Below are 23821 nucleotides of genomic sequence, written 5' to 3'. Positions count from 1 at the left end.
CGAACAATCTAAACAGGCAGGACGGTTGATGACGAAGTCCATTGAGAGCTATGCGCTTGACGAGCAGGTCGGCTATCTTTTGCGGCTGGCAAACCAGCGCCATGCGTCGATTTTCCAGTCGCATACAATTGAAGGCCTGACCCCTACCCAATTCGCGGCTTTGATCCGCATCGCCGAACTGGGCAAATGCTCGCAAAACCGGTTGGGGCGGTTGGCCGCAATGGATGTGGCGACAATCAAAGGGGTCGTAGACCGGCTGCGGCAAAAAGGGCTGACCTTAGTAGAACCGGACCCGGATGATAAGCGTCGAACGCTGATTTCTCTCTCACCAGAAGGCGAAGCTTTGGTGAGCCGTATGAAAGACGTGGGTCAGAAGATCACCAGTGAAACGCTGAAGCCCCTGACAACCGCAGAACAGCGCAACCTGATCCGCATTCTGCGCAAAATATCATGAGCGAGCCGGCCGTTTGGCCGAAGCTTTGTCCAAGCTCAACTCGGATCTCGAAAACCGTATAGGTGTGCGCAGACCCGGCACACCTTCAGGGTTGATCTGCATCCCGCGATGCTGGATCTGCGGGTCGTTCAGCGCCTCGTGAACCGAGTTTATTGGACCACCCGGAACCCCATGTTTTTCAAGCGCTGTCAATAAATCAGCCTTGGACCACTTCTGGCAGGCCTGCGTCAGAACTTCGGTCAGCTCTGCACGATGCGCCACACGGTCCGCATTGCAAATGTACCGCGCATCTTTGATCAATTCGGGCAACTCCAGAATTTCGCACAAGGTGGCATATTGGCGGTCGTTTCCGCAGGCGATGATGATATGGCCATCCGCCACAGGAAACACCTGATACGGAACGATATTGGGATGCGCATTCCCCAGACGTGTCGGACATTGGCCCGAAGCCAGATAGTTCATCGCCTGGTTCGCCAGAACGCCAGTCATACAGTCCATCAAGCTCAGATCAACATGTTGCCCCAAACCTGAGCGTTCACGCTCGGCCAAGGCTGCCTGAATGCCAATCACCCCGTAAAGACCGGTGAAGATATCGGCAAAGGCAACGCCGATCTTTTGCGGTTCACCCTGCGGGTCGCCGGTCAGATCCATGATGCCGCTCATGCCCTGGATCAGAAAATCATACCCCGCGCGATGGGCATAGGGGCCATCCTGCCCAAAGCCCGTAACAGAGGCATAGACCAGCCCCGGATTGATGTCCTTGACGCTTTCATAATCCAGACCAAATTTTTTCAACCCGCCAACTTTGAAGTTCTCGATCAGAACATCTGCGCCGCGGATCAGGTCCAACAGCTTGGCACGGTCGCCTTCTTCCCGGAAGTCCAGTGCGATACTGTCTTTGCCCCGGTTGGCTGCGTGGAAGTAGGCGGCGGTTTTATCTCCATCACGTTCAATGAACGGTGGGCCCCATTTGCGGGTATCATCGCCGTCGGGGCTTTCGACCTTGAGCACCTCGGCTCCAAGATCTGCCAACGTCTGCCCGATCCAAGGCCCGGCCAGAATGCGGGCCAGTTCGATCACTTTCAAACCCTGCAAGGGTGCGCTCATGGCCTGAACCTCTCAAAATTCTCCCCGGTGGACTGGCCTATTGGGGGACAGTTCGGAACGTAATAGTATCAGCTCTCAACGTTTGGCAATCGGGTCGCAGGGGGCGTATTGCGGCTGCGTTCCGATCGTACAACGCCATCGATGATCGTCATACCGACACCGGGCAAATTGCCCAGTTGCACGGATTCCAGAAGGTTTTTACCCGGCGCATGCTGTGCCTGATCCATTAGGACGAAATCGGCGCAATACCCCTTTTCGATCAGGCCTGTATCCAGCTCACGCTGACGCGATGTGTTGCCGTTGGCAAAGCAGAATGCGATTTCGGCCGGCACGTTGCCCAATGCCGACAGCATCGCCACCATCCGCATGATACCCAATGGCTGCACGCCTGAGCCCGCCGGACCATCAGTGCCCAAAATGATCCGATCCATCTGCTTGAGCTCGCGCGCCGTGTTCAACGTCAAAAGTGCGGCGCGTTCGTTGCCGTTGTGGACGATCTCAAGGCCGGCGGTGCAGCTTTCACACAGACACATGATCTGGTCGTCAGGCAGCGCCGAGTGACCGCCATTGATATGCCCGATGACATCTGTTCCGGTTTCCAGAACCATGTCTGCGTCGATCAGCCCCGAACCTGGGATCGAGGGCCCACCGGTATGGATCGTGGATTGCATGCCGTATTTCCGCGCCCAGTCCACCATCTGCTTTGCAGTCTTGCCGTCCTTGACGGTGCCAAGACCCACCTCACCCAGCAGTTTGACGCCAGCATCGGCCATCTCTTTAAAGTCTTCTTCGACCATCCCGTGTTCGATGACCGGAGCACCGGCATGAACCTTGACGCCCGAAGGGCGGAAGTTCTCGTACCAACGCTGCGCCGCGATCGCCATCGCCTTGAGGCCCACAACATCCTTGGGGCGGCCAGGCATGTGAACCTCACCCGCCGAAATCAGCGTTGTAACCCCGCCATGCAAAGTGGAGTCGATCCAATGAAGCTGCTGCTGACGGGGCGTGTAATCCCCCACGACCGGGTGGATATGACTGTCGATCAAGCCCGGTGCCAGAGTGACGCCATTGGCATCCACAACTGTATCTGCACCTTCGCAATCCAGTTCCTTTTCATATCCCCATTCAACGATCTTCCCGTCAATTGCGATCAGGCAATCGGCCTCCAGGATCGGCTCTTCCATCTTTCCTGATAGCATGAGCCCGATGTTTTTGATGACCAGTTTTGCTGCCATTTCGCCCTCCCGACGCAATACGGATATTGTTAGCACACTAACTTGTTACGGTTTTTGGTCAAGTACCGCCAAACGGGAAATTTTCATTCGTACAGAAACATGTTGACAGGCGCGATACTTCAATAATACTCATTAGTATACTAACAAGTTGGCTACTCTATGACCTATGTCGTCACCGAAAACTGCATCAACTGTAAATTCACGGACTGCGTGGAAGTCTGCCCTGTGGACTGTTTCTACGAAGGCGAAAACACGCTGGTCATCCACCCGGATGAATGCATCGACTGTGGCGTTTGCGAGCCCGAATGCCCCGCCGACGCCATCCGCCCGGACACTGATAACGGTATGGAAAAATGGGTCGAATTGAACGGCAGGCTCGCTGAAATCTGGCCTGTCATCACCGAAAAGAAAGACCCCATGCCCGACGCAGAGGATTGGAACGGCAAGGATGGCAAACTGGCGCTGTTGTCGGAAGCCCCCGGAGAATAGGAGAACGATATGTCGCTGGATACCACGCACAAAACTGAATTTCCCATTCCCGCAGGGGTGTTTGCCGAGACTGTCACGCAAGTCCAACACTACACCGAACGGTTGTTCAAGTTCCGCATCACGCGCCCAGCTTCGTTCCGGTTCCGGCCCGGCGAATTCGTCATGATCGGCCTGCCGAATGCAGAAAAACCCGTGTTCCGCGCCTATTCTATTGCCTCGCCCAGCTGGGACGAGGAAATCGAGTTCTATTCGATCAAGGTTCCCGGTGGACCCCTGACCGAACACCTGCAGAAAATCCGCGAAGGCGACACGGTTTTGATGCGCAAAAAGCCCACCGGCACATTGGTCAATGATGCACTTCTGCCCGGAAAACGCTTGTGGATGTTCTCGACCGGCACTGGCATTGCGCCCTTTGCCTCGCTGATCCGCGACCCCGAAACCTATGACAAGTTCGACGAAGTGATCCTGACTCATACCTGTCGGGAACAGGGCGAATTGGACTATGGCAAGGAACTGGTCGCGGCGCTGAGATCCGATCCGCTGGTGGGCGACATGGTGGAGAATCTACGCCACTACTGCACCCTCACGCGTGAGGACTATCCGTTCAAAGGTCGGATCACCGACCTGATGGCATCCGGCAAGGTGTTCGATGATCTGGGCCTGCCGCCGATCTCACCTGAGACGGATCGCGGGATGATCTGCGGCTCGATGGCGATGCTGCAGGATACCAAGGCCACGCTGGAAGGGTTCGGTCTGGAAGAAGGCGCGAACAACAAACCTGCAACTTTCGTGGTCGAACGCGCCTTTGTCGATTGACCAACCGGGGCCTTGCCCCGCCCGACACCGGGATCCGGTGAAATGCTCTCACACCGGATCCCGCGTGTCTCGGGACTTATTGATTGTCCCGCTTGCCCGTCTTGTTCAGAAATGCCTCCATCCCGGCTCGCGCTTCTGGTGACGATTGAGCAATCGCCGCTGCCAGACTTTCAGTAAAGAACCCATCGCTGGCTGACATGTCGTTGATGCGCGTGATCGCCTGCATCATCATATAATTGGACAGCGGCGCATTCTCGGTCACACGCCGGGCCAGTTCCATCGCCTTGTCGAACACGGCTCCATCCGGCTCGACATAATGCGCGAGCCCCAGCTGCAACCCCTCGTCCGAGCTGTAGCGGCGGCCCGTCAGCATCATTTCCATCATCCGGCTGGCTCCGATGATCCGGCCAACGCGCACGGTTGCGCCGCCACCGACAAAAATCGCGCGCCGCCCTTCGGGTAGTTCATAGAACGTGTTTTGCTGCGACACCCGGATATGAGCGGTCATGGCCAGTTCCATCCCACCACCCAGAACGCCGCCGTTCATCGCTGCAACGACCGGAACCCGACCGTATTCGATCTTGTCGAAAATCCGGTGCCACAGGCGGCATTCGTGCATCGCCCCTGCGGCGTCCCGCATCGAGTGTTCCAGCAGGTCCAGCCCGGCGCAGAAATGCTGGCCGGAACTGCGGATGACCACTGCGCCGATCTCATCGGGAAGGGTGTCAAGATAATGCTCGATCTCGAACAGCAGCCCGTGATTGATCGCGTTGAACTTGGCGGGTCGGTCCAGTGTCAGGATACCGACCGCACCATCTGTTTCCGGGGTTATATGTGTGTATTCCATTGCAAAGCCTTACTTGGGTTCCAGACGGATCGCGCCGTCCAGACGCACGCATTCTCCGTTCAGCATGGTGTTTTCGATCATGTGCCCAGCCAGCCGCGCGAATTCGGCAGGCTGACCAAGACGCGAAGGAAATGGCACTTTGGCCCCCAGACTGTCCTGAATCTCTTGCGGCAGCAAATCCGTCATTGGAGTTGAAAAAATACCTGGCGCAATGGCCATGACTCGCACGCCAGAACGGGCAAACTCTCGCGCGGCGGGCAGGGTCAGGCTGGCCACGCCACCTTTTGAGGCAGAATACGCTGCCTGTCCGATCTGTCCTTCGAACGCTGCGGCTGAGGCTGTGTTGATGATGATTCCACGCTCATTGTCTTCCAGCGGATCGTTTTGCATGATCCGTTCAGCCGCAAGACGCATCACATTAAAGGTCCCGATCAGATTGATTTGCACAGTCCGTGCGAACCCGTCCAACGAGGCAGGACCGTTGCGCCCAACAATCCTTTCCCCATGCGTAACACCAGCGCAGTTTACCACGATACGCGGTAACCCATTGGCAGAAATTGCAGTTTCCAGTGCATTTTGCACCTCTGGCTCGCTGGTCACATCGCAGGGTGCAGCGACTGCCCCAAGGCGTTCAGCCGCCTCGTGCAGTTTGTCACCCGGCAAATCAAACAAGGCTACTTTTGCGCCGCGCGCGGCAAGAAATTCCGCCGTTGCAAATCCCAACCCCGAGGCGCCACCTGTCACAATTGCAGGCGCGTTTTCAATTTTCATTTGTTGTCTCCCTGTTTGGCCGAGGCGCGGTAACGCAACGAAATCACGCGATGTTCTTGCGGCACCACGCGATGCGGCTTACCCCTTTGGCTCAGCATTAGTGAACGATCAATAATACATTTGCACGCTAACAATTAATTGGGTAGCCTGATTTTGCAATTCGCATCGTGCCGCAGATAAACCGGCCAGATGACAGGGAGAGGAAAATGAGCATTTCAGCCCAGCCAAGCGAACCGGCCTTGTCGCGCCCGCCAAAGTTCGCGCCAGCCAGTGTGCTTCGCGAAGATCTGGGTGACGGCGCATTCGTTTTGCGCAGTTCCTATCCGCTGGACATGAATGTGGATTGTTTGTCCGAGTATTTGGACCGCTGGGCTGTGAACGCGCCGGACCGAATATTTTTGTCGGAACGCAAACCTGACGATCGCTGGGTCGGCGTGACCTACTCTGAAACCCTTGCACAGACCAAAGCATTGGCCGCCTTTTTCCTGAGCAAAGGCTTGAGCAAAGACCGCCCCCTGCTGATTTTGTCCGGTAATTCGGTAAGGCACGGGCTGCTGATGCTCGCGGCCATGCATGTCGGGATACCGGTGGTGCCGGTTTCCGTCCCCTATTCGCTGTTTGACGAGTCGCTGGCCAAGCTGCGCCATATCGTCAAGACGACCAACCCCGGGATGGCCTATGCCGATGATGCCGTGGGCTATGAGCGGGCCTTTGACTATCTGGCCTCAGAAAACATCGAGCTGCTGTCAGACACAGGTGCGCAAACTTTTGATCAGGCCGTGCAAACCAAGGCGGACGACGCCATGGATCAGGCAAGGGCCACCGTCAACAACGACACGATCGCCAAGATCCTGTTCACCTCGGGATCTACTGGGATGCCCAAAGGGGTCATCGTTACGCAGGCTATGATGCTGGCCACGCAAGAGGCCGTTGTGAAAACCTGGCCATTTCTGGAAAGCGCCCCACCGGTCATCGTGGACTGGCTGCCGTGGAACCACACGTTCGGTGGCAACTTCAATTTCAACATGATGCTGCGCAACGGCGGCAGTTTCTACATCGACGACGGCAAACCTGTCCCGGGCGAGATCGAAAAGACGATCCGCAACGTGCGCGAGGTGTCACCGTCTTTGTTTTTCAACGTGCCGCGCGGCTTTGATATGTTGCTGCCCGCCCTGCGCGACGATCCGGCCCTGCGCAGCGCGTTCTTCAAACGACTGGACCTGATCTTTTTCTCGGGTGCCGGACTGCCGGACCATCTTTGGGAAGGCCTGGAACAACTGGGCCTCCAGGAACGTGGCGAGAAAATCCCGTTTGTCAGCGCCTGGGGTCTGACCGAGGCGATGATGGCCACGTGTGTCCATTTCCCCATCAACAAAGCTGGTGTGATCGGCGTGCCAGGACCGGGGTCCGAGATCAAATTTCTGCCCAATGGCGGCAAGCTGGAAATGCGTGTCCGGGGGCTTCATGTCACAACAGGTTACCTGAACAACCCCGAGAAAACGGCCGAGGCTTTTGATGAAGAGGGCTACTTCCTGACCGGCGATGCCGGGCGGCTGCAAGACCCGGATGACCCGTCCAAAGGTATCGTGTTCGACGGGCGGATTTCCGAGAATTTCAAACTGATGACAGGAACCTGGGTGGCTGTGGGTAACCTGCGCGTAAACTTGCTGCAGGCCCTCAGCCCGATCGCCTCGGATGCGGTCATCACTGGCCACGACCGGACCGAGATTGGCGCATTGCTGTTTCTGAATGCTGAAGAGTGTAATGCGCTGACCGGGCGAGAGGACACGCTGGAAGGCTATGCAGATGATCCCGCCGTACGGGCGTTTATCGCCGACAAGCTGGCCTCCTATAACGCAAAACAGACCGGCAGCGCCACGCGCGTGAAACGTGTTTGCATAGAACGCGACGCCCCATCGATCGAAAAAAACGAAATCACCGATAAAGGCTATATCAACCAACGCCTTGCGTTAGAGCTGCGGGTTGACGCGGTCCTCCGGCTTTATGCCGGGACCGAAGACGTCATTCTGTCCGGAAAGGCATCCTGATGATCGACTATACCGCCTCCGAGGCCGAGATTGCGTTTGTCCTGAAGCATATCGGACGCCCCGACCGCCTGCCCGACTGGAACGATGATCTGGCCGAGGTCGTGATCCCCGCCCTTGCCCGCTTTATCAACACCGAGATCGCGCCATTGGACATGATCGGCGAGGATCAGGGCGCGCGATTGGAAAACGGCCGGGTTCGTATGCCGCCTGAAATGGTGGCCGCGTATCAGCGTTATTCCGAGGCAGGATGGCCAGGACTGTGTGCGCCTGAACCCTATGGCGGGCAAGAGCTGCCCCATATTCTGGGCGCGGTTCTGGCGGACATGTTGGCGGGCGCTTGTATCTCGTACGAAATGGTTTTGAGTTTGGCGCAGGGTTGTATCCGGACCATCAGCGCGTCGGGCAACGACGACCAAAAGGCGCGATTGCTGCCGCCGTTGGTGTCGGGCGAGTGGATGGCGACCATGTGCCTGACCGAACCGGATGCGGGGTCGGATCTGGGTCGGATCAAAACAACCGCCACACCGGACGACAACGGGTATGCCCTGAGCGGCACCAAGATCTTCATCTCCGGCGGCGATCACGACTATACCGATAACATCCTGCATCTGGTTCTGGCGCGCGCACCTGATGCGGCTCCGGGGATGCGGGGCCTCAGTCTTTTTGCCTGCCCTGCTGTCCTGCCAGACGGGACGCGCAACACGGTCCAGACGGTACGTATCGAAGAGAAGATGGGCATGCACGCCTCACCAACCTGCCAGATGGCGTTTGACGCCGCACGGGGCGAGTTGCTGGGCGAAGAAGGCAAAGGCCTTGCCGCAATGTTCACCATGATGAATGCCGAGCGGCTGGATGTTGCCTTACAGGCCGTAGGTCAGATGGACGTCGCCTTTCAGCGCGCCCGGACGCATGCGACAGGTCGCCGGCAAGGCACAACGGCCAAAGGTGTCTCGCTGATCACAGAACATGGCGACGTGCAGCGTATGTTGCTGGATATCTATGCCTATGCAATGGGCTGTCGGGCGATGGTTTACCGGACGTTCGTCGATATGGATCTGGGGGCCGATCAGGCTTTGCTGGATATTTTGACACCCACCTGCAAGGCCTTTGCCACGGACGCCGTGAATGCCGCCTCAAGCCAGGCCGTACAAATCCACGGCGGCTACGGGTTCTGCAAGGAATACCGTGTTGAGCAGATCATGCGCGATAGCCGCATCATGGCGATTTATGAGGGTACGAACGGGGTTCTCGCGACGGGAATTGCCCGCCGCGCGATCCGCGCCAATGGCGGCGCGGCGGCGGACGCCTTCGCCGACCTGGTTGAAAACGGGCCCAGTTCGATGGAGCTGGCCGATGCGATTGACGCCTGGAAGGCTGCTACCCGGGTCATGCAGAGCACCACGGACATCGGCCCCTCGGTCGCCGACTACATGCGTCTGACCGGGCTGGTCTATTTCGGCCGTGTCTGGGCCGACATGGAAGCTGCTGCGGATGCAGCGCCCGAGCCCGAACTGCTGCGCGCGGCCGCTGCTCATGTCCGATCGCGCATCCTGCCAGAGGCCGGACTGCTGCGCCAACGCATCCTCAATCCAGAACCCACACATCCTGCGGCAATCTTTGCCGCCTGAAAACCAAGGACGACAAATGACCGACTTTATCCTCCCCGAAGCCAGCCCTCAGGCCGACGCGGCGTTTCGCGCCGGTCTGGCCGCCGGGAAGTTCCTGATCCAGCGATCCAAAACGACGGGCGAATATAACTTCTACCCCCGCGCGCTGTCTCCAACCACAGGCGCAGACGATCTGGAATGGGTTGAAGCCAGCGGCAAAGGTACTGTCTATGCCTCGACCATCATCCGGCGACCGGCAAAATTCGGCGGCGACATCAACAACGTTCTTATTGATCTGGATGAAGGCCCGCGCATGTTCAGCCGGATCATCGATGTGGATAACGAGGCGATAACCATCGGCATGAAAGTACAGGCCGTCGTGATGACCCCCGATTTCGGCCCCAACGCAAAATCCGGCGAAGCTGCCGTGCTCTTCAAGCCCGCGGAATAAGGAATTCAATCATGGCACATGCACTTCGCGGCAAATCCGCAATCGTCGGCAAAGGCTATTGGGGGCTTGGCAAAACGCCCAACACTTCACCTATGGAACTGATCGCAAAAGCCACGCAAAACGCGCTGGCCGATGCCGGCATGGACCTGTCCGAGATCGACGGCGTCTGCGGTGGAACGTTCTATCACTTCTTCCCGACCCTCTCGATTGCCGAGTATCTGGGCATCAAACCGACTTGGGCGAACTCGGACATGGTGGGCGGGTCTTCGTTCATGTCTTATCTGGTCGAAGCGACCATGGCGATTCAGGCGGGCCTGTGTAAGAACGTTCTGATCAGTTACGGCTCGAACGCAAAATCTGCGCGTGATCTCAATGGGTTGATCGAAACCCCGCAATGGGAACGCGCTTACGAGCCGATGGTGCCGGTCCCGGGCTACGCCTTCACCACGCAGCGCTATATGCACGAGTTCAACGTGCCCAAAGAGCATTTTGGCCATGTTGCCATCTCTGCCCGGAAATGGGCGCAGCTGAATCCCGACGCGACAATGCGGGATGAGCTGATGATGGAAGACTATCTGAACTCACCCATGGTTGCCGATCCGCTTGCGGTTCTGGATTGCTGCCTGATGTCGGATGGTGGCGCGGCGATAATCGTAACCTCGGCAGACCGCGCCAAGGACTATCAGGAAAAGCCTGCATATTTCCTGGGTGGCGGCAACGCCATTTCCCATCGCGAAATCAGCCAGGCCCCTGCCCTGACCACCACCTGTGCCGCTGAAAGCTCGAAGCGCGCATTTGAGATGGCCGGTGTCACCACCAAGGACGTGGACGTGGTCGAACTGTATGACGCCTTCACCATCAACACGCTGCTGTTCCTCGAAGACATGGGCTTTGTGAAAAAGGGTGAGGCCGGTGCTTTTGTTGCTGATGGCAACATCGCGCCCGGTGGCTCGCTGCCAGTGAACACCAATGGCGGCGGCCTCAGCTGTGTACACCCCGGTATGTATGGTCTGTTCTGTCTGATCGAAGCGGCAACGCAAATCAGAGGCGACGGCGGCGATCGTCAGATCAAAGACGTGAATATCGCGATTGCCCACGGCAACGGCGGCACGTTCTCGAACGAGTTCACAACCGTTCTGGGCAGCGAAGCTGCACTGTAAAAAAGATCAAGTTGGGGGGCACTTGCCCCTCAAACACATTTGGAATGAATGTGCTTTAGTGCCGAATATAGCTCGGTGATTTCATGATCGCCTTGAGCTCTTCCCGAAAGCCGAAATAGCCGTTGCGCCTGCACAGGTCCAAAAGGTCAACCGATAGCTCTTCGGCCTCTAGGCGGCGGCCTTCTTCCAGCAGAACCTGCACCTCGGCCGTCAGTAGCCAAGCCTCAAACGCATCCATTTTCATCAGCTGAGCAAGGGAAAGACCCTTGTTCAAAATGGTCCTTGCTTCAGTGAACTGGTGTTTTTGCGCCAACATTCGGGCCAGTGGCGCTGCAGCGAAACAACACAGAACGTCCAGTCCCGCATACTCTGCAGTGCGAAGCGCTCTTCGCAGCGCTGCGATACCGCTGTCCAGCCGGCTTTGCACGCAGCACTTGATACCCTTAGCCACCAGCGCAAAACACAAGTCATAGGCCTTACCTGTTTCCTCGGCGACCGCGAGCGACGTACTGATATCGTCTTCGGCAGCTTCAAAACGCCCAGCCATGCTGTGTGCATTGGCTCGTGTCGCCAACCCCAGAACCGAGATCGAACCGGTCGTCCCAATATCCTCGGTTCGGAATGTTTCCGCGAACAGATCAACATGACGATCAATCGCCGAAGCCGCGCCGACGTAATCACCGTTGAACCAGGCGGCTTGCGCCAGGGCAAAAGCGGCCTTGGCCTGCAACATCGTGTCCCCGCACGCCTCGGCATTGACCAACGCGAACCGCGAGACACGCGTGGCCTCTCGCACGTCCGAAAGGACCGTCATCATGATCCCCTGATCGATCTGAGAAGCAATGCGCGCAGCCGTATCTCCGATCTTCTGACACAGCTCTTCAGCTTCGCGTGAAATGGTCAGGATGCGCTCAAAGTCGCCACTGGCCACCAGTGAAACGCGCAGCCCCTGGCGGGACCTCAAGCCCAGCCTGGCCACGTGGAGTTCGTCCGTTTCGTGGCGGATTTTGCCGATGCAGCGCAATGCATGCTCAAAGAAAGACACCGCCGCGTCGAACGAGAACAACTTGACTGAAAGATGGCCGCAATGATTGTAGGATTTCGCCGCTTCCAACCAAAGCTCACCCCCGTCTGCGTGCCGCGCAACTGACTGCATAAGATCCAGATTGTCTGTGTATCCACCGCCGTACAGGGTCTCGTAAATCGCGCGGTGGTGTTTTGTGCGGCGCAATCTGGGAATGCTGCGATAGCCGACCTTTTGCATCAAGGCGTGGCTGAAACGGATCGTCTGCGATCGATCACCTGTGGCAAACTCCAGCAGCCCTTGCTCGATCAAGCTTTGGATCCGCTCCTGCGCATTTTGAAATTGTCCGCTCAGAGTGCGCAGCAGAACCTGGTGGTTCCATTGCAGGCCACCCACAGCCACGATTTGCAGCGCCCGTCGATCTTCGGGTTCCAAGGCGTCGATACGCGCAGCAATCAAAGGCTGAACCCTGGCCGGAATGTCGATGTCATCCAGTATTTCCGGCAGTTTGTGCAGATAGTTCTCTTCGGGCAAACGTTCGCGGATATTGTAGACAAACTCTTCGACGAAAAGTGGCGTTCGATCACTTAGGTCTTCGATATACGCCGCGACCATCTTGTTGACGCTGGCATCGTCCAGCAACAACCTGATCAGATCCCTGCATGCTGCAGTTTCCAGCGGGGATACGTGGATGACATCCAGCAAAGGCTTCGGGTCGGTCGAAACAAAGTCGGCGTTCCGCGAGGTCAGAAGGATCAGCGTTCGCGTTGAAGAAACCTGATCAAGCAATGCGTGCACGACATCCAGTGTGCCCTTGTCTGCCCAGTGCAGGTCCTCGATGATCAACAACAAGGGGTCTTCGGAATCCAACGCCAGAATGATCCGCGCCAGAGCATCGACCAGTAGCCTTCTGCGGCGCATAGGATCAGCAGCGGAAGGTTCTACCGAGGTCTGAACGCCGGTGAACAAGGAAAACAGTGCGTGACGCGTGGCATCATCCAAATCCGGTGCGTCGCCCAGCAGTTCGGACAGTTGGGCTTCTAACGAGACATCCAATCCTGAAGCCGAATGCTGAAGATGCGATGTGATTGCACGCGTGATCGGCAAATACGCAGCATCCTGATCAAGCGAGATACAGTTGAACTCGATCGCCTGATATCTGCCCAGAAGGATCTTGTCGGCGAACTCGTGCAACAATCTGGATTTGCCAATCCCGGCGGTGCCGATCAACAACGCGGCGTTGCCTTGCCCGCCTATCGCGCTGTTCCACGCGCTCAGCAGCTGCTCCAGCTCTCCGGCCCGGCCCACAAACGGAGATCGCCCCCGACGCACACGGGAATGCCAACGAGAAGCCTGATCCTTGCGCGCCTGAATTTCATACAGCCCGATCGGCTCGGCCAGATTGTCGAGCACCAGCTCTCCGACGCGCTCATGCTCGAATATCCCGCCCGCATGCTCGATCACAGCGCCGGACACGGTCACGACATTGTGCCGGGCGCGGCTTTCAATGGTACCCGCGATATTCATCACCGGACCCAGAAAGGCCTGTTCTTCTCCTAGCGTGTGCTGCAAATGTCCGACTAACAGCTCGCCGCAATGCAAACCAATTCGGACGTCGGGTTGTTTGCCGTCCATCTCGGAAAGGCGCTGAATGATTTTGCGCGCGCTCGCGATTGCCTTGATCGCATGATCTTCGTCCGCATGGGGCGATCCAAACACAGCCAGCGCACCGTCGCCGGTAAAAAGCGTTGTCGCGCCATTACTCTCGCAAGTTGACATGATCAACTCGATCGCTGGCCCAACCTGATCAATGGCATCTTCGGGATCCAGCGAGCCGATCATCATGGTTGATTTGACAATATCGACGAACATGACAGTGCACATCTTGCGCTCTGTCGGTTCGATCTGAACGTTGCCTATCATACTTTCGCGTTCCCGTTTCGAAATGAGTATGCCGTTTGAATGTAATTTTTGCCAGTCCGTAAAAGCATGTTGCAGGTTGGGACGAACCAATTTCCAGTAAACTTAGCGTGTCAAATTCGTTGAAACGCCATCATAAATGAATTACGCCTAAAGATACATTTTTAAAGAGGTATGATCGTGAGCAAAAAGCATAAACACGGCCTGACGCTTGAGGATGTCCAGACAATCATCGGGCGAGGTGTTCTGGATGAGTCTTTCCGGCAAGCCTTTGTCCAAGATCCCGAGGAAGTTGTTAAACGTCTGGGCGTCTCTGTCGAAGACGACGATAACGCCCGCGAGCTATTGAGTTCCATCGGCAAGGTCCTTGAAGGTGGTTCCGACATACAGGCCGCGATGGATGATATCAGAAAAGCATACGAAGAATCTTCGGACGGCGTAATCCGGCCTCGCTGCGCCTGACGCGAAATGAGCGAAGCGGCGTTAAGCCAGCCTAAGAACCCAAGCGCAGACCATCACCGCCTGTGCTTGGTTTCCATGCCGTTTTCATCGCTTCAACATCCGGGGCTGGGGCTGGCCTTGTTGGCGCAACTGGCCCGAAGGGCGGGCGCGTCGACCACCGAAAAGTTTTTTAGCTTTGACTTTGCCGAAGCAATCGGGCTGGACAGGTATTCGCTGCTGTCCGATGGCAGGTTCTATCAGGCCCTTCTGGGCGAGTGGGTGTTCAGCGACCTGATCTACCCACGCAATGAGGCCGTTGCTTTTGAATACCTGACGACGGTTTTGGCGGACCACGTGTCTGGCGTGGAATGGCTGACCGTAATGCAGGATGCCATTTCCGCCCGCAAAGCGACCAAAGACTTTGTCGACCAATGCGCCGAGGACGTCCTGCGGGACAATCCCACTGTGGTTGGCATTACCTCTTCTTTCCAGCAGGTTATGTCGTCATTGGCGATCGCCAAGGCCCTACGGCAAAGGTCGGACGATGTGGTGATCGTGATGGGCGGCGCAAATTGCGAAGGGCCGCTGGGGCAAACCCTGCTGAAAGCGCATCCCGAACTGGACGCCGTTTGTATCGGCGAAGGGGACGACGCGTTCCCCGAGTTTCTGAGCAAATTGCAATCTCGCCATGATCTGCCCGAAACACCGGGCATTCTGACCCAAACGCACAAAACCCGATCACTCGAGGATGCAAAAGCGCCGTTGGTTACTGATCTGGATGCGTTGCCGGTGCCGGACTTTTCCTCGTTTTTTGATCGCTTTCATAACACTCCCGGTTTGCTGGATTTGTTCCCGCCATCGGCAACGATCGAGACCTCGCGCGGGTGTTGGTGGGGGGCAAAGCATCACTGCACTTTCTGTGGCCTGAATGGCCAGTCGATGACATATCGCAGCAAGTCGCCCGAGCGAGCTTTTGCCGAATTCAGCGAATTGGCGGACCTTTATGGCCCTGATCTGGTCGTCGTCGACAACATCCTGGACCACCGATACCTTAGAACGTTGATCCCCAAACTTGCGCAGGACGAACGCCCGTTTCTGATGCATTACGAGGTTAAATCCAACCTGTCACCGACAGTGATCGCGTCATTGGCCAATGGGGGCGTTCGCAAGGTTCAACCCGGAATCGAAACGTTCGACACCAAAACGCTCGCCCACATGCGAAAGGGCGTTTCCGGCATCCAGAACATTCAAACCCTGAAGCTTTGCGCTGAGGCGGGTGTGTTCGTCGAGTGGTGTTTTCTCTATGGTTTCCCCGGCGAAGACCCTGAAGGTTTTCATCACATGGCGAAGCTGATACCGCAGTTGCACCATCTGCAAGCCCCAGGGTCGATCGGGCCGGTGCGGGCGGATCGGTTCAGCCCCTATTTCGACTATCCCGAGGCCTATGGTATTCAGGTTCGTCCGGCAAAACCCTATGGCTATATCTTCGACGTGGCAAACGAGGATCTCGCGCAATACGCCTATCACTTTGATATTGTGGATGGGGATCAATCGGCGGCCCATGATCGCGCCGCACCTACCCTAGATGCTTTGGCGATCTGGCAAAACGATGTAAACGCTGCTGAATTGTATCTGGACGGCGGCGTCGTGGTGGATACGCGCGACCCGGATCAGCCCTTAAAGCACGAGCTTTCGGCGGTTGAAATCGCGGTTCTCGAACAAACTCCAACAATTGCAGGCCGCACCCAACTGGAGGACCGGTTGAAACCCGCCTTTGGGCGGGACGCCGTTCGCGATGCAATTCAACGCCTGTTGCACCTCAACCTTCTGTATTCCGAAGAGGATGCCGTGCTGTCCCTTGTTCTCAGAACTCCCGGATTTACCCGTGCGCCGGAATGGAGTGTGATCCGATCGCACCCGGAACTGGCGTTCTCGGTTCAGCGCAGCGACGCGTTTTGCTGAAAAAAGAGAAAGGGGCCAAGGCCCCTGTCTCTGCACTTGGTCACGAAAACGCCTTGATGACCTTGGCGTAGTTATCCAACATCTCAAGCTCTTCTTCCTGGGTGAAGTACCCGACATGGTGCCAAACCACGAATTCCTCGGTGTTGTTTTTCTCTTTCAGGGCACCCACCTGGTCGATCACCTGTTTCACGGTGCCCTTCCAGACACGACCCATGGGCACGTGATAGGGCGGCGCGTTGTAGGCGAAATTGAATAGCTCTTCGAAATCGCGATAGTGCTGGTCGGACTGCGCTTCGGTCGAGCCAATCGTCAGATGCCCACCCAGCACCAGAGTGTTGCCGACGGTCAGATCGGTGTGGCCGTGGTGATGGGCTGCACAAGGATATGAGTCTTCATCTGCTTGCTTTAATTGAGCTATCGTTCACTCATATTAGCAACTGGCTTGGCTCCGAAATTTGATTTGTATCAAAAAATGCAAAAAGGGCGCCCAGTTTCCGGGACGCCCTTCTGTGCCGCTGTCTGTGTAGAAGGAGGAGAGGTTACAGACAGCGATCAGCCCGAGATACAACACCGGGTTCACCGGCCTGCATGATCAGTTCGTGACTTATGGCGCGCGGCAAGGCCCGTGCCATAAAGGCCCGCGCAGCATCCACGCGATCCGAGTAGTAGTCAGCCGATTGCGCACCGGCGGCCGCTTTGGCAACCCGCGCAATCCGGGCGGACATCCAGGCCGAAAGGCTCAGCGCCACGATCTCCAGATAGTCGCATGCGCCGGACAGAACATCGCCCTGAGGCGTTCCTAAAACCCAGTCGGTCGAGCGTCCAAGACGGGTTGCAGCGTCGCGCAGGTTCTGCTCGATGTCAGAAAGGTCCGCGTCCAGCCGTCCCGCTTCGTCCAGCATATCGGCGATAAACCCTTTGATGACCGCCCCGTTGTCGCCGCGCACTTTGCGCATCACCAGATCGCGGGCCTGAACGGCGTTTGTGCCTTCGTAAATCTCGGTGATCCGAACGTCACGCACCAGTTGTTCAACGCCATAATCCTTGACGAAACCATGGCCGCCATGCATCTGCACAGCCTCGTTCGCCATGCGCGATCCCATGTCGGACAGATAGGATTTGATAACCGGCGTCAGCAGCGATACGCGCGCGTCGGCCTCTTTACGCTGATCAGCGGTATCGGCGCGGTGCGCCTCGTCCAGCAAGCCAGCGCCAAAATAGGCCAGCGCGCGGGCGGCATCCATTTCACCTTGCGCTGTGAGCAGCCGACGACGCACGTCGGCATGGGCAATCAAAGGGTCCGCCGGTCCGTTCGGATTCATCGGCTCTCCGTCCCCGCGACCTTGCAGGCGTTCATGGGCGTAGGTCGTCGCGGTCTGAACTGCCGCTTCGGCCACGCCCAACCCTTGCAGACCAACCGACAGACGCGCGGCGTTCATCATGACGAACATCGCGGCCAGGCCTTTGCCCTCTTCACCGACGATCCAGGCTTTGGTGTCTTCGAACGAGATGGCGCAGGTGGGTGAGCCGTGGATACCCATCTTGTTCTCGATCCCGGCGATGGTGATCGTGTTGCGCTGATCGGTTGTGTTATTGTCCGCGTCCAGCAAGTATTTCGGCGCCAGAAACAGCGACAGACCACGCGGGCCGGGCTGGGCACCCTCGACCCGAGCCAGGATCAGGTGGGCGACGTTTTCCGACATGTCGTGATCGCCCCAGGTGATGAAGATCTTGTTGCCGGTGATGGCATACGATCCGTCATCATTGCGGACGGCCTTGGTGCGGATCAGACCCAGATCGGTGCCGCAATGCGGCTCGGTCAGGTTCATGGTCCCGGCCCAGTTCCCGGAAGTCAGTTGCGGGCAGTAAACCGCCTTCTGTGCGTCCGAGCCATAGGCCATAAGCGCCTCGACGACGCCGAAATTAAGCTCGTGGATCAGAGCGAAGGCCAGATTGGTACCCGCCATACCCTCGCGCATTGCCGCATGCAGTACAAAAGGCAATTGCTGGCCGCCAAATTCCTCTTCCAGAGCCAGCGCGTTCCAACCGTCTTCACAGAACACCTTGTAGGCCTCGCCAAAGCCGGGGGCAGCATAGACCTGACCGCCCTCAAGCCGCGCGCCTGGGCTGTCGCCCGCCTCGTTACAAGTGGCAAGGTTGTCGCGCACAAAACCGTTGATCGCGTCAACGACCGCAAAAAATGTATCCTTGTCGCAATGCTCATACCCCGGCAGTGCCAACGTTTTGTCGAGGTCCAGGACCTCATCCAGCAAAAACGTTATATCCCGCTGGGGGAGTTGATAGTCCATGTCAATTTCCCTCAGTTTTTCAGCGGCTTGCCAGTTTTTATGGTGTGGCGCATCCGCTCGATCGTCTTGTCCTGACGGATCAGACGCATCATGCCTTCGGCTTCCAGCTTGTGCAGCGCAACTTCGTCCATTACGCCCCCGTCGCCACCGGCCAGGACTTGCGCCGTTTCACGGGCGATCTCGACCGTGTAGGGCGCGTCGGGCATGGCCTCCGCCAACGCGGCCAGCTTGGGTTCCAGCGCAGCCTTGATGGCTGCGGCATCCAGCGTGATCTCGGCCTTTTTCGGTGCCTGATAACCGTCCGCCAAAGCCAGCGCCGCCGCCTTGGCCTCGGCCAACAAGCGGTCGCGGTTCATGACAACGCCATCGGTCGGGCGCAGATAGCCCGCATGCCGCGCCATCGGCGCAGAGCCGGTCATCAGCGCCACCGAAATCACGTCAAACGCGGCCTCGGCTCCTTTGACAGCATCGCCCAGCTCGGCCGTCTTGCGTAGCAGCAAAGCAGTCGTTCCACCCCAAGCGGGCAGCAGGCCGACATTGGCCTCGACCAAACCAATGTTGCTTTCCAACGCGACCATAACCCGATCCGAATGCATCAGGATTTCACAGCCACCACCAAGGGCCAAACCGCACGCTGCCGAAACAACCGGGAACGGCGCGTATTTGATTTTGCGCATCGTGGCCTGACCGATGGCCAATTGCCCTTCGACCAGATCCAGCTCACCGGCATCGGCGCGGTCCAGCGCCTTTTTCAGGTTCGCACCGACCGAAAAGTGGTTTCCGTCCGAGCCGATGACCATCGCTTTAAAATCCCGGCCAACAACGTCCAGCGCCTCGCTGACACTGGTCATCACCTGATCGTCCAAAGCCGCATTCGGCACCGTAATTGTCAGCAGAGCGACACCATCGCCCATATCGCGCAAAACAACTGCGTCGGTTTCGAACACAGGCGCATCTGTCAGATCGGATGCAAAGATCACACCCGGTCCGCGCGGCACGTCGGCCTGTTCACCCGAGGGCAGCAGAACCTTACGATCCAGTCCATTGCCGGAATAGATCCCACCGCGTTCTGCAGCCAGAGCCAGCAGTGGCGGAACATCCTGACCTTCGGCCTTCAAACGGGCCACGATCTTGTCCGCGCCGAACTTGTCGATCATTTTGAACGGACCCATGCGCCAGTTGTATCCCAGCTCCATCGCTGCATCGATATCCGCCGGGTTGGCGGTAATCTCAGGCACGCAATAGGCCGCGTAGGAAAGGGTCGGCCCCATCACGGACCAGGCATAGTCGGCCAAACGGTCGCCCGCCAGATCGATGAATTCGACGCCGAACGTCTTGGCCAGGTCCGGCCCTTTGACTTGTGTGCGGTACTCAAGCGAGGACAGGTCCACCACCTGCGCCACGGTCTTGCCGTTCTCATCCTTGCTGCGCTTGTAGAAGCCGGCGCCCGCCTTGCGACCGGTAAGTCCCTTGGCGGCCATATTGTCGAACAGCTCCAGCCCGTCGGTATGGATCTGCTGCGGGTCGTCGGCCTCGAGCAGGTTGCGCATCGACAGGCGCGATTTTCCCATCAGGTCGATCCCGATCAGGTCCATCAGCGCAAAGACACCTGTACCGGGCACGCCAAAGGGGCGGGCCAGCACTGTGTCAGCTTCTTCAACCGTGATGCCACGCGCCACAGCCTCGCGCGCGGCGGCGTTCATCCACAGACCGCCCAGACGGTTGGCGATGAAGCCGGGGCGGTCGTTACATGGCACAACCGTCTTGCCCAAACGCTCGTCGCTGAAGGCACGGGCGCGTTCGGCTGCCTCCAGATCGGTATCCGGCCCGGTGACCAGCTCGATCAGGCGCATGTAGCGCGGGGGGTTGAAGAAATGCACAATCACGAAACGTTTGCGCAGGTTCTCATCCAGCGGGCCAACCAGATCGGCCAGCGGAATGGTCGAGGTGTTCGAGCTGAGCAGCGCGTCGTCGCGTAGGTAGGGCGCGATCTTGGCATAAAGCGCATGCTTGATCGCAAGGTCTTCCAGAACGACCTCGACCACCCAGTCGCAATTGCGCAGCTGATCCAGATCATCCTCAAGATTGCCCGCCGTCAACCGAGACGCAAAGGCCGGATCGGCCAGTTGCGGCGCGCGGCCTTTGGTCATGCGCGCGATGGCACCCTTGGCCAGCATCGAACGGTCTTCGGCGTCCTTGGGCACGATGTCCAGCAGGACGACCTCGGCACCTGCGTTGGCGAAATGGGCGGCAATGCCCGCCCCCATCACACCCGAGCCGACGACGGCGACTTTGTTGATGGTGCCCATTTACAGCACCTCGAACAGGCCAGCTGCGCCCATACCACCGCCGATGCACATTGTTGCAACGATGTATTTCGCACCGCGTTTCTTACCTTCGATCAGAGCATGGCCGACCATACGGGTGCCCGACATGCCATAGGGGTGACCCACAGAAATCGCGCCGCCATCGACGTTCAGGATCTCATTCGGGATGCCCAGCTTGTCACGACAATAAAGCGCCTGCGACGCGAATGCCTCGTTCAGTTCCCACAGGCCGATACCGTCCATTTTCAGGCCATTGCGCTCCAGCAGTTTCGGGACCGCATAAACCGGGCCAATGCCCATCTCATCGGGCTCACACCCGGCAACGACATAACCGACATAGCGGCCCAGAGGCTCGAGACCCCGTTTTTCGGCCAGCTTCTCTTCCATCACAACCTGAGCCGAGCCGCCGTCGGACAGTTGCGAGGCGTTACCGGCGGTGATCCATTTTTCGTCACCCATCACCGGGGCCAGTCCAGCCAGACTTTCCAGCGTGGTGGACGGACGGTTGCATTCGTCTTGGGTCAGCGTGACCTCTTCATAAGTGATCTCGCCGGTTTCCTTGTTCTTGTTCGCCTTCGTGACCGTGATCGGAACGATCTCATCGTCGAACTTTCCGGCGGCCTGCGCGGCAGCCGTCCGTTGCTGCGATTGCAGAGCAAACGCATCCTGCGCCTCACGGCTGATGCCATAACGTTCGGCTACCGTGTCAGCGGTCTTGATCATCGGGTCGTAGAAACCGCGGATGTTCTGCTCGATCCAGTCTTCTTTCAGACGGTACGTGTTGTCACGACCCATCACCAACGAGATGCTTTCGGCACCGCCGCCAACAACTACGCTACAGCCATCTACCATGACCCGCGAACAGGCGCGTGTCAGAGCTTCAAGACCCGAAGAACAAAACCGGTTGATGGTCTGACCCGACGCGGTGACGGGCAGACCCGCGCGCATGGCAACCTGGCGGCCCAGATTGCCGCCGTTTGCGCCTTCGGGCACGGCGTTGCCGATGATCACATCCTCAATCTCGGCGGGATCAACCCCTGCCCGCTCGACCGCTTCGGCTACGGCATGGCCGCCGTAGACAGCGGGATGCGTATCATTGAAGGCGCCGCGAAAAGCTTTGCCAATAGGGGAACGGGCGGTCGAAACGATTACTGCAGAACGCATGATTGTGATCCTTGAAGGGGGAGATTTAAGTGTCGGTGGGAAGCTTGTAGTCGGCGTAATGCTCACGCAGATGCAGCTTGGAAACTTTGCCGGTTGCGGTGTGAGGAAGTTCGGCCTGGAACACCACATCGTCGGGCGTCCACCACTTGGCGATCTGACCGTCATAGAGCGCCAGAATATCCTCGCGGCTGACATCCGAGCCCTCGCGCTTGACCGCAACGATCAGCGGGCGCTCGTCCCATTTGCGGTGTTTGGCGGCGATACAGGCGGCCTCAAGCACGTCCGGGTGGCTCATGGCGATGTTTTCCAGATCGATCGAGGAAATCCATTCACCCCCCGATTTGACGACATCTTTGGTTCGGTCGGTCAGGCGCAGGAACCCTTTTGGATCAATCGCGGCAACATCACCGGTTGAAAACCAGCCGTCCTCGGTGAACGCATCGACCCCTACCCCACCCCAATAGCTGCTGGCCACCCAGTGACCCCGCACCTGCAACATACCAGCGGCGATGCCATCATGGGGCAGCAAATCGCCGTCATCGTTGACGATGCGCATCTCAACGCCGTACAGCGCCCGGCCCTGTTTGGTCTTGATCTGCAACTGCTCGTCGATGGGCAATTTATCCTCGCCCCATTTGAGCATGGCCAGCGATCCGACCGGCGACAGTTCGGTCATACCCCATCCGTGAACGACTTCGGTCTTGTGACCCTTCTCGATTTTTTCGATCAATGACAGCGGTGCAGCCGAGCCGCCCATCATCGCGCGTTTGACGGTCTTCAGCCGCTCGACGCGCTGGTCGAGATATTCGTACAGGCCCAGCCAAACCGTCGGCACGCCCGAGATCATGGTGACCTCTTCGTTGTCCATCAGCTCCTGCAGAGGCGCTGGTTCCATCCCCGGCCCTGGCAGAACCAGTTTCGATCCGTTCATGATGCAGGCATAGGGCAGACCCCACGCGCAGGCGTGGAACATCGGCACTACAGGCAGCACCGCCTCACGCGCGGTCAAGGCCAACCATTCGCCGCCCGACACACCCATTGCGTGCAACACCGTTCCGCGATGGGAATACAGGACGCCCTTGGGATTACCGGTGGTGCCAGAGGTATAGCACAGCGCCATCGCGGCGTTTTCGTCCAGCTCGGGCCAGTCATAAACGTCCGGTTTGCCCAAGATCAGGCTTTCGTAGTCACTGACCGGCGTTGCCATCTGTGGCACCTGATCCGGGCCGGTCAGGCTGTACCATCCTTTGATGGTCGGACAACGCCCCGACACTGCATCAATCAGCGGAGCGAACGTGGTGTCGAAGAACATATGCGTGTCTTCGGCGTCGTTGACGATAAACGCGATCTGGTCGGGGTGCAGGCGCGGGTTGATCGTGTGGCAAATCGCTCCGATACAGGCCAGCGCGTAATAGAGTTCCAGATGCCGGTTGTTGTTCCAGGCCAGCGTTGCCACGCGGTCGCCGGGCCCGACACCCAGTTCGGTCAACGCATGGGCCAGTTGCTGGGTCCGCCGCCCCATGTCGGCAAAGCTGTACCGATCTATGGTCATGTCCGAGTTGCGCCAGACAATCTGCGCCTCGGGATGCGCGCGCATGCCATGACGGAAAATGCTGGTCACTGTCAGCGGCATGGTCATGATTTGCCCGGGGATTGTTTTTGTTTCTACGCTCATTTTGCCTCCCAAAT

19 protein-coding genes are annotated in these 23821 nt (G+C 58.0%); 9 read left to right on the top strand and 10 right to left on the bottom strand.

Annotated elements, in window-relative coordinates:
• Window positions 1-28 precede the first annotated feature (28 nt).
• Window positions 29-454 (top strand): MarR family transcriptional regulator, encoded by a 426-nt coding sequence (locus tag J7416_RS13145; protein WP_209225257.1) that lies wholly within the window; start codon window positions 29-31, stop codon window positions 452-454.
• On the opposite strand, the gene J7416_RS13140 is transcribed toward J7416_RS13145, so the two are convergent.
• Together J7416_RS13140 and J7416_RS13135 are read right to left on the bottom strand one after the other, a co-directional pair.
• On the bottom strand, window positions 449-1561 hold the full coding sequence (locus tag J7416_RS13140) for a CaiB/BaiF CoA-transferase family protein (protein WP_209225255.1): 1113 nt from the start codon (window positions 1559-1561) through the stop codon (window positions 449-451). The genes J7416_RS13145 and J7416_RS13140 overlap by 6 nt on opposite strands.
• A gap of 68 nt (window positions 1562-1629) precedes the next feature.
• Complete coding sequence (locus J7416_RS13135; RefSeq protein ID WP_209225253.1) at window positions 1630-2796, bottom strand: amidohydrolase family protein; 1167 nt, start codon at window positions 2794-2796, stop codon at window positions 1630-1632.
• A 159-nt stretch (window positions 2797-2955) separates the two neighbouring features.
• Here J7416_RS13135 and fdxA point away from each other — a divergent pair, with 159 nt between their 5' ends.
• Window positions 2956-3285, top strand: a complete 330-nt coding sequence (fdxA, locus tag J7416_RS13130) for a ferredoxin FdxA (RefSeq protein ID WP_209225251.1) — start codon at window positions 2956-2958, stop codon at window positions 3283-3285.
• Between the two features lie 9 nt (window positions 3286-3294).
• Window positions 3295-4101 carry a ferredoxin--NADP reductase gene (locus J7416_RS13125; protein ID WP_209225249.1) on the top strand — a complete coding sequence of 269 codons (807 nt, stop codon included), beginning with the start codon at window positions 3295-3297 and terminating at the stop codon, window positions 4099-4101.
• Between the two features lie 76 nt (window positions 4102-4177).
• Here J7416_RS13125 and J7416_RS13120 read toward each other — a convergent pair whose 3' ends face one another.
• Together J7416_RS13120 and J7416_RS13115 are read right to left on the bottom strand one after the other, a co-directional pair.
• On the bottom strand, window positions 4178-4948 hold the full coding sequence (locus J7416_RS13120) for a crotonase/enoyl-CoA hydratase family protein (RefSeq protein WP_209225247.1): 771 nt from the start codon (window positions 4946-4948) through the stop codon (window positions 4178-4180).
• Window positions 4949-4957: 9 nt separating this feature from the next.
• Window positions 4958-5719 (bottom strand): SDR family NAD(P)-dependent oxidoreductase, encoded by a 762-nt coding sequence (locus tag J7416_RS13115; RefSeq protein WP_209225245.1) that lies wholly within the window; start codon window positions 5717-5719, stop codon window positions 4958-4960.
• A 206-nt stretch (window positions 5720-5925) separates the two neighbouring features.
• On the opposite strand from J7416_RS13115, the gene J7416_RS13110 reads away from it, so the two are divergent.
• The 4 genes from J7416_RS13110 to J7416_RS13095 are packed head-to-tail and all read left to right on the top strand — an operon-like array spanning window position 5926 to window position 10985.
• Window positions 5926-7767 carry a feruloyl-CoA synthase gene (locus tag J7416_RS13110; RefSeq protein WP_209225243.1) on the top strand — a complete coding sequence of 614 codons (1842 nt, stop codon included), beginning with the start codon at window positions 5926-5928 and terminating at the stop codon, window positions 7765-7767.
• Window positions 7767-9395 (top strand): acyl-CoA dehydrogenase family protein, encoded by a 1629-nt coding sequence (locus J7416_RS13105; RefSeq protein WP_209225241.1) that lies wholly within the window; start codon window positions 7767-7769, stop codon window positions 9393-9395. Before J7416_RS13110 ends, J7416_RS13105 begins: the two co-directional genes overlap by 1 nt.
• 16 nt (window positions 9396-9411) lie before the next feature.
• A complete protein-coding gene (locus J7416_RS13100) occupies window positions 9412-9825 on the top strand; it encodes an OB-fold domain-containing protein (RefSeq protein ID WP_209225239.1) in 414 nt (137 codons plus the stop codon).
• An 11-nt stretch (window positions 9826-9836) separates the two neighbouring features.
• The gene (locus J7416_RS13095; protein WP_209225237.1) at window positions 9837-10985 is read left to right on the top strand and encodes an acetyl-CoA acetyltransferase; all 1149 of its coding nucleotides are present in this window, start codon (window positions 9837-9839) and stop codon (window positions 10983-10985) included.
• A 55-nt stretch (window positions 10986-11040) separates the two neighbouring features.
• Here the strand turns inward: J7416_RS13095 and J7416_RS13090 are convergent, their stop codons facing one another.
• On the bottom strand, window positions 11041-13932 hold the full coding sequence (locus J7416_RS13090; RefSeq protein ID WP_209225235.1) for an adenylate/guanylate cyclase domain-containing protein: 2892 nt from the start codon (window positions 13930-13932) through the stop codon (window positions 11041-11043).
• 177 nt (window positions 13933-14109) lie between these two features.
• On the opposite strand from J7416_RS13090, the gene J7416_RS13085 reads away from it, so the two are divergent.
• Entirely contained in the window at window positions 14110-14391 is a 282-nt protein-coding gene (locus J7416_RS13085; protein WP_209225233.1) for a hypothetical protein, read from the top strand.
• Window positions 14392-14397: 6 nt separating this feature from the next.
• A complete protein-coding gene (locus J7416_RS13080; RefSeq protein WP_209225231.1) occupies window positions 14398-16332 on the top strand; it encodes a RiPP maturation radical SAM C-methyltransferase in 1935 nt (644 codons plus the stop codon).
• 40 nt (window positions 16333-16372) lie between these two features.
• Here the strand turns inward: J7416_RS13080 and J7416_RS13075 are convergent, their stop codons facing one another.
• The 5 genes from J7416_RS13075 to J7416_RS13055 form a co-directional block, all read right to left on the bottom strand.
• Window positions 16373-16660, bottom strand: a complete 288-nt coding sequence (locus J7416_RS13075; protein ID WP_209225230.1) for a hypothetical protein — start codon at window positions 16658-16660, stop codon at window positions 16373-16375.
• A gap of 211 nt (window positions 16661-16871) precedes the next feature.
• Window positions 16872-18641 carry an acyl-CoA dehydrogenase gene (locus tag J7416_RS13070; protein WP_209225228.1) on the bottom strand — a complete coding sequence of 590 codons (1770 nt, stop codon included), beginning with the start codon at window positions 18639-18641 and terminating at the stop codon, window positions 16872-16874.
• A gap of 11 nt (window positions 18642-18652) precedes the next feature.
• Window positions 18653-20950, bottom strand: coding sequence for a 3-hydroxyacyl-CoA dehydrogenase/enoyl-CoA hydratase family protein (locus J7416_RS13065; RefSeq protein WP_209225226.1), 2298 nt, complete (start codon window positions 20948-20950; stop codon window positions 18653-18655).
• On the bottom strand, window positions 20951-22132 hold the full coding sequence (locus J7416_RS13060) for an acetyl-CoA C-acyltransferase (protein ID WP_209225225.1): 1182 nt from the start codon (window positions 22130-22132) through the stop codon (window positions 20951-20953). It abuts the gene before it with no gap.
• A gap of 25 nt (window positions 22133-22157) precedes the next feature.
• Window positions 22158-23807 carry a long-chain-fatty-acid--CoA ligase gene (locus tag J7416_RS13055; RefSeq protein WP_209225223.1) on the bottom strand — a complete coding sequence of 550 codons (1650 nt, stop codon included), beginning with the start codon at window positions 23805-23807 and terminating at the stop codon, window positions 22158-22160.
• Window positions 23808-23821: the final 14 nt, after the last annotated feature.

Origin of the sequence: Ruegeria sp. R14_0, assembly GCF_017743975.1 — a bacterium.
In the GTDB taxonomy this organism is placed as follows: Bacteria; Pseudomonadota; Alphaproteobacteria; order Rhodobacterales; family Rhodobacteraceae; genus Ruegeria.
Note: the sequence above shows the minus strand (reverse complement) of the source record. Positions and strands in the feature narration are given on the sequence as shown.

Coding starts and splice junctions, on each gene's coding strand:
- J7416_RS13145 (WP_209225257.1), top strand. CDS start 29: ATGACGAAGTCCATTGAGAGCTATGCGCTTGACGAGCAGGTCGGCTAT.
- J7416_RS13140 (WP_209225255.1), bottom strand. CDS start 1,561: ATGAGCGCACCCTTGCAGGGTTTGAAAGTGATCGAACTGGCCCGCATT.
- J7416_RS13135 (WP_209225253.1), bottom strand. CDS start 2,796: ATGGCAGCAAAACTGGTCATCAAAAACATCGGGCTCATGCTATCAGGA.
- fdxA (WP_209225251.1), top strand. CDS start 2,956: ATGACCTATGTCGTCACCGAAAACTGCATCAACTGTAAATTCACGGAC.
- J7416_RS13125 (WP_209225249.1), top strand. CDS start 3,295: ATGTCGCTGGATACCACGCACAAAACTGAATTTCCCATTCCCGCAGGG.
- J7416_RS13120 (WP_209225247.1), bottom strand. CDS start 4,948: ATGGAATACACACATATAACCCCGGAAACAGATGGTGCGGTCGGTATC.
- J7416_RS13115 (WP_209225245.1), bottom strand. CDS start 5,719: ATGAAAATTGAAAACGCGCCTGCAATTGTGACAGGTGGCGCCTCGGGG.
- J7416_RS13110 (WP_209225243.1), top strand. CDS start 5,926: ATGAGCATTTCAGCCCAGCCAAGCGAACCGGCCTTGTCGCGCCCGCCA.
- J7416_RS13105 (WP_209225241.1), top strand. CDS start 7,767: ATGATCGACTATACCGCCTCCGAGGCCGAGATTGCGTTTGTCCTGAAG.
- J7416_RS13100 (WP_209225239.1), top strand. CDS start 9,412: ATGACCGACTTTATCCTCCCCGAAGCCAGCCCTCAGGCCGACGCGGCG.
- J7416_RS13095 (WP_209225237.1), top strand. CDS start 9,837: ATGGCACATGCACTTCGCGGCAAATCCGCAATCGTCGGCAAAGGCTAT.
- J7416_RS13090 (WP_209225235.1), bottom strand. CDS start 13,932: ATGATAGGCAACGTTCAGATCGAACCGACAGAGCGCAAGATGTGCACT.
- J7416_RS13080 (WP_209225231.1), top strand. CDS start 14,398: ATGAGCGAAGCGGCGTTAAGCCAGCCTAAGAACCCAAGCGCAGACCAT.
- J7416_RS13070 (WP_209225228.1), bottom strand. CDS start 18,641: ATGGACTATCAACTCCCCCAGCGGGATATAACGTTTTTGCTGGATGAG.
- J7416_RS13065 (WP_209225226.1), bottom strand. CDS start 20,950: ATGGGCACCATCAACAAAGTCGCCGTCGTCGGCTCGGGTGTGATGGGG.
- J7416_RS13060 (WP_209225225.1), bottom strand. CDS start 22,132: ATGCGTTCTGCAGTAATCGTTTCGACCGCCCGTTCCCCTATTGGCAAA.
- J7416_RS13055 (WP_209225223.1), bottom strand. CDS start 23,807: ATGAGCGTAGAAACAAAAACAATCCCCGGGCAAATCATGACCATGCCG.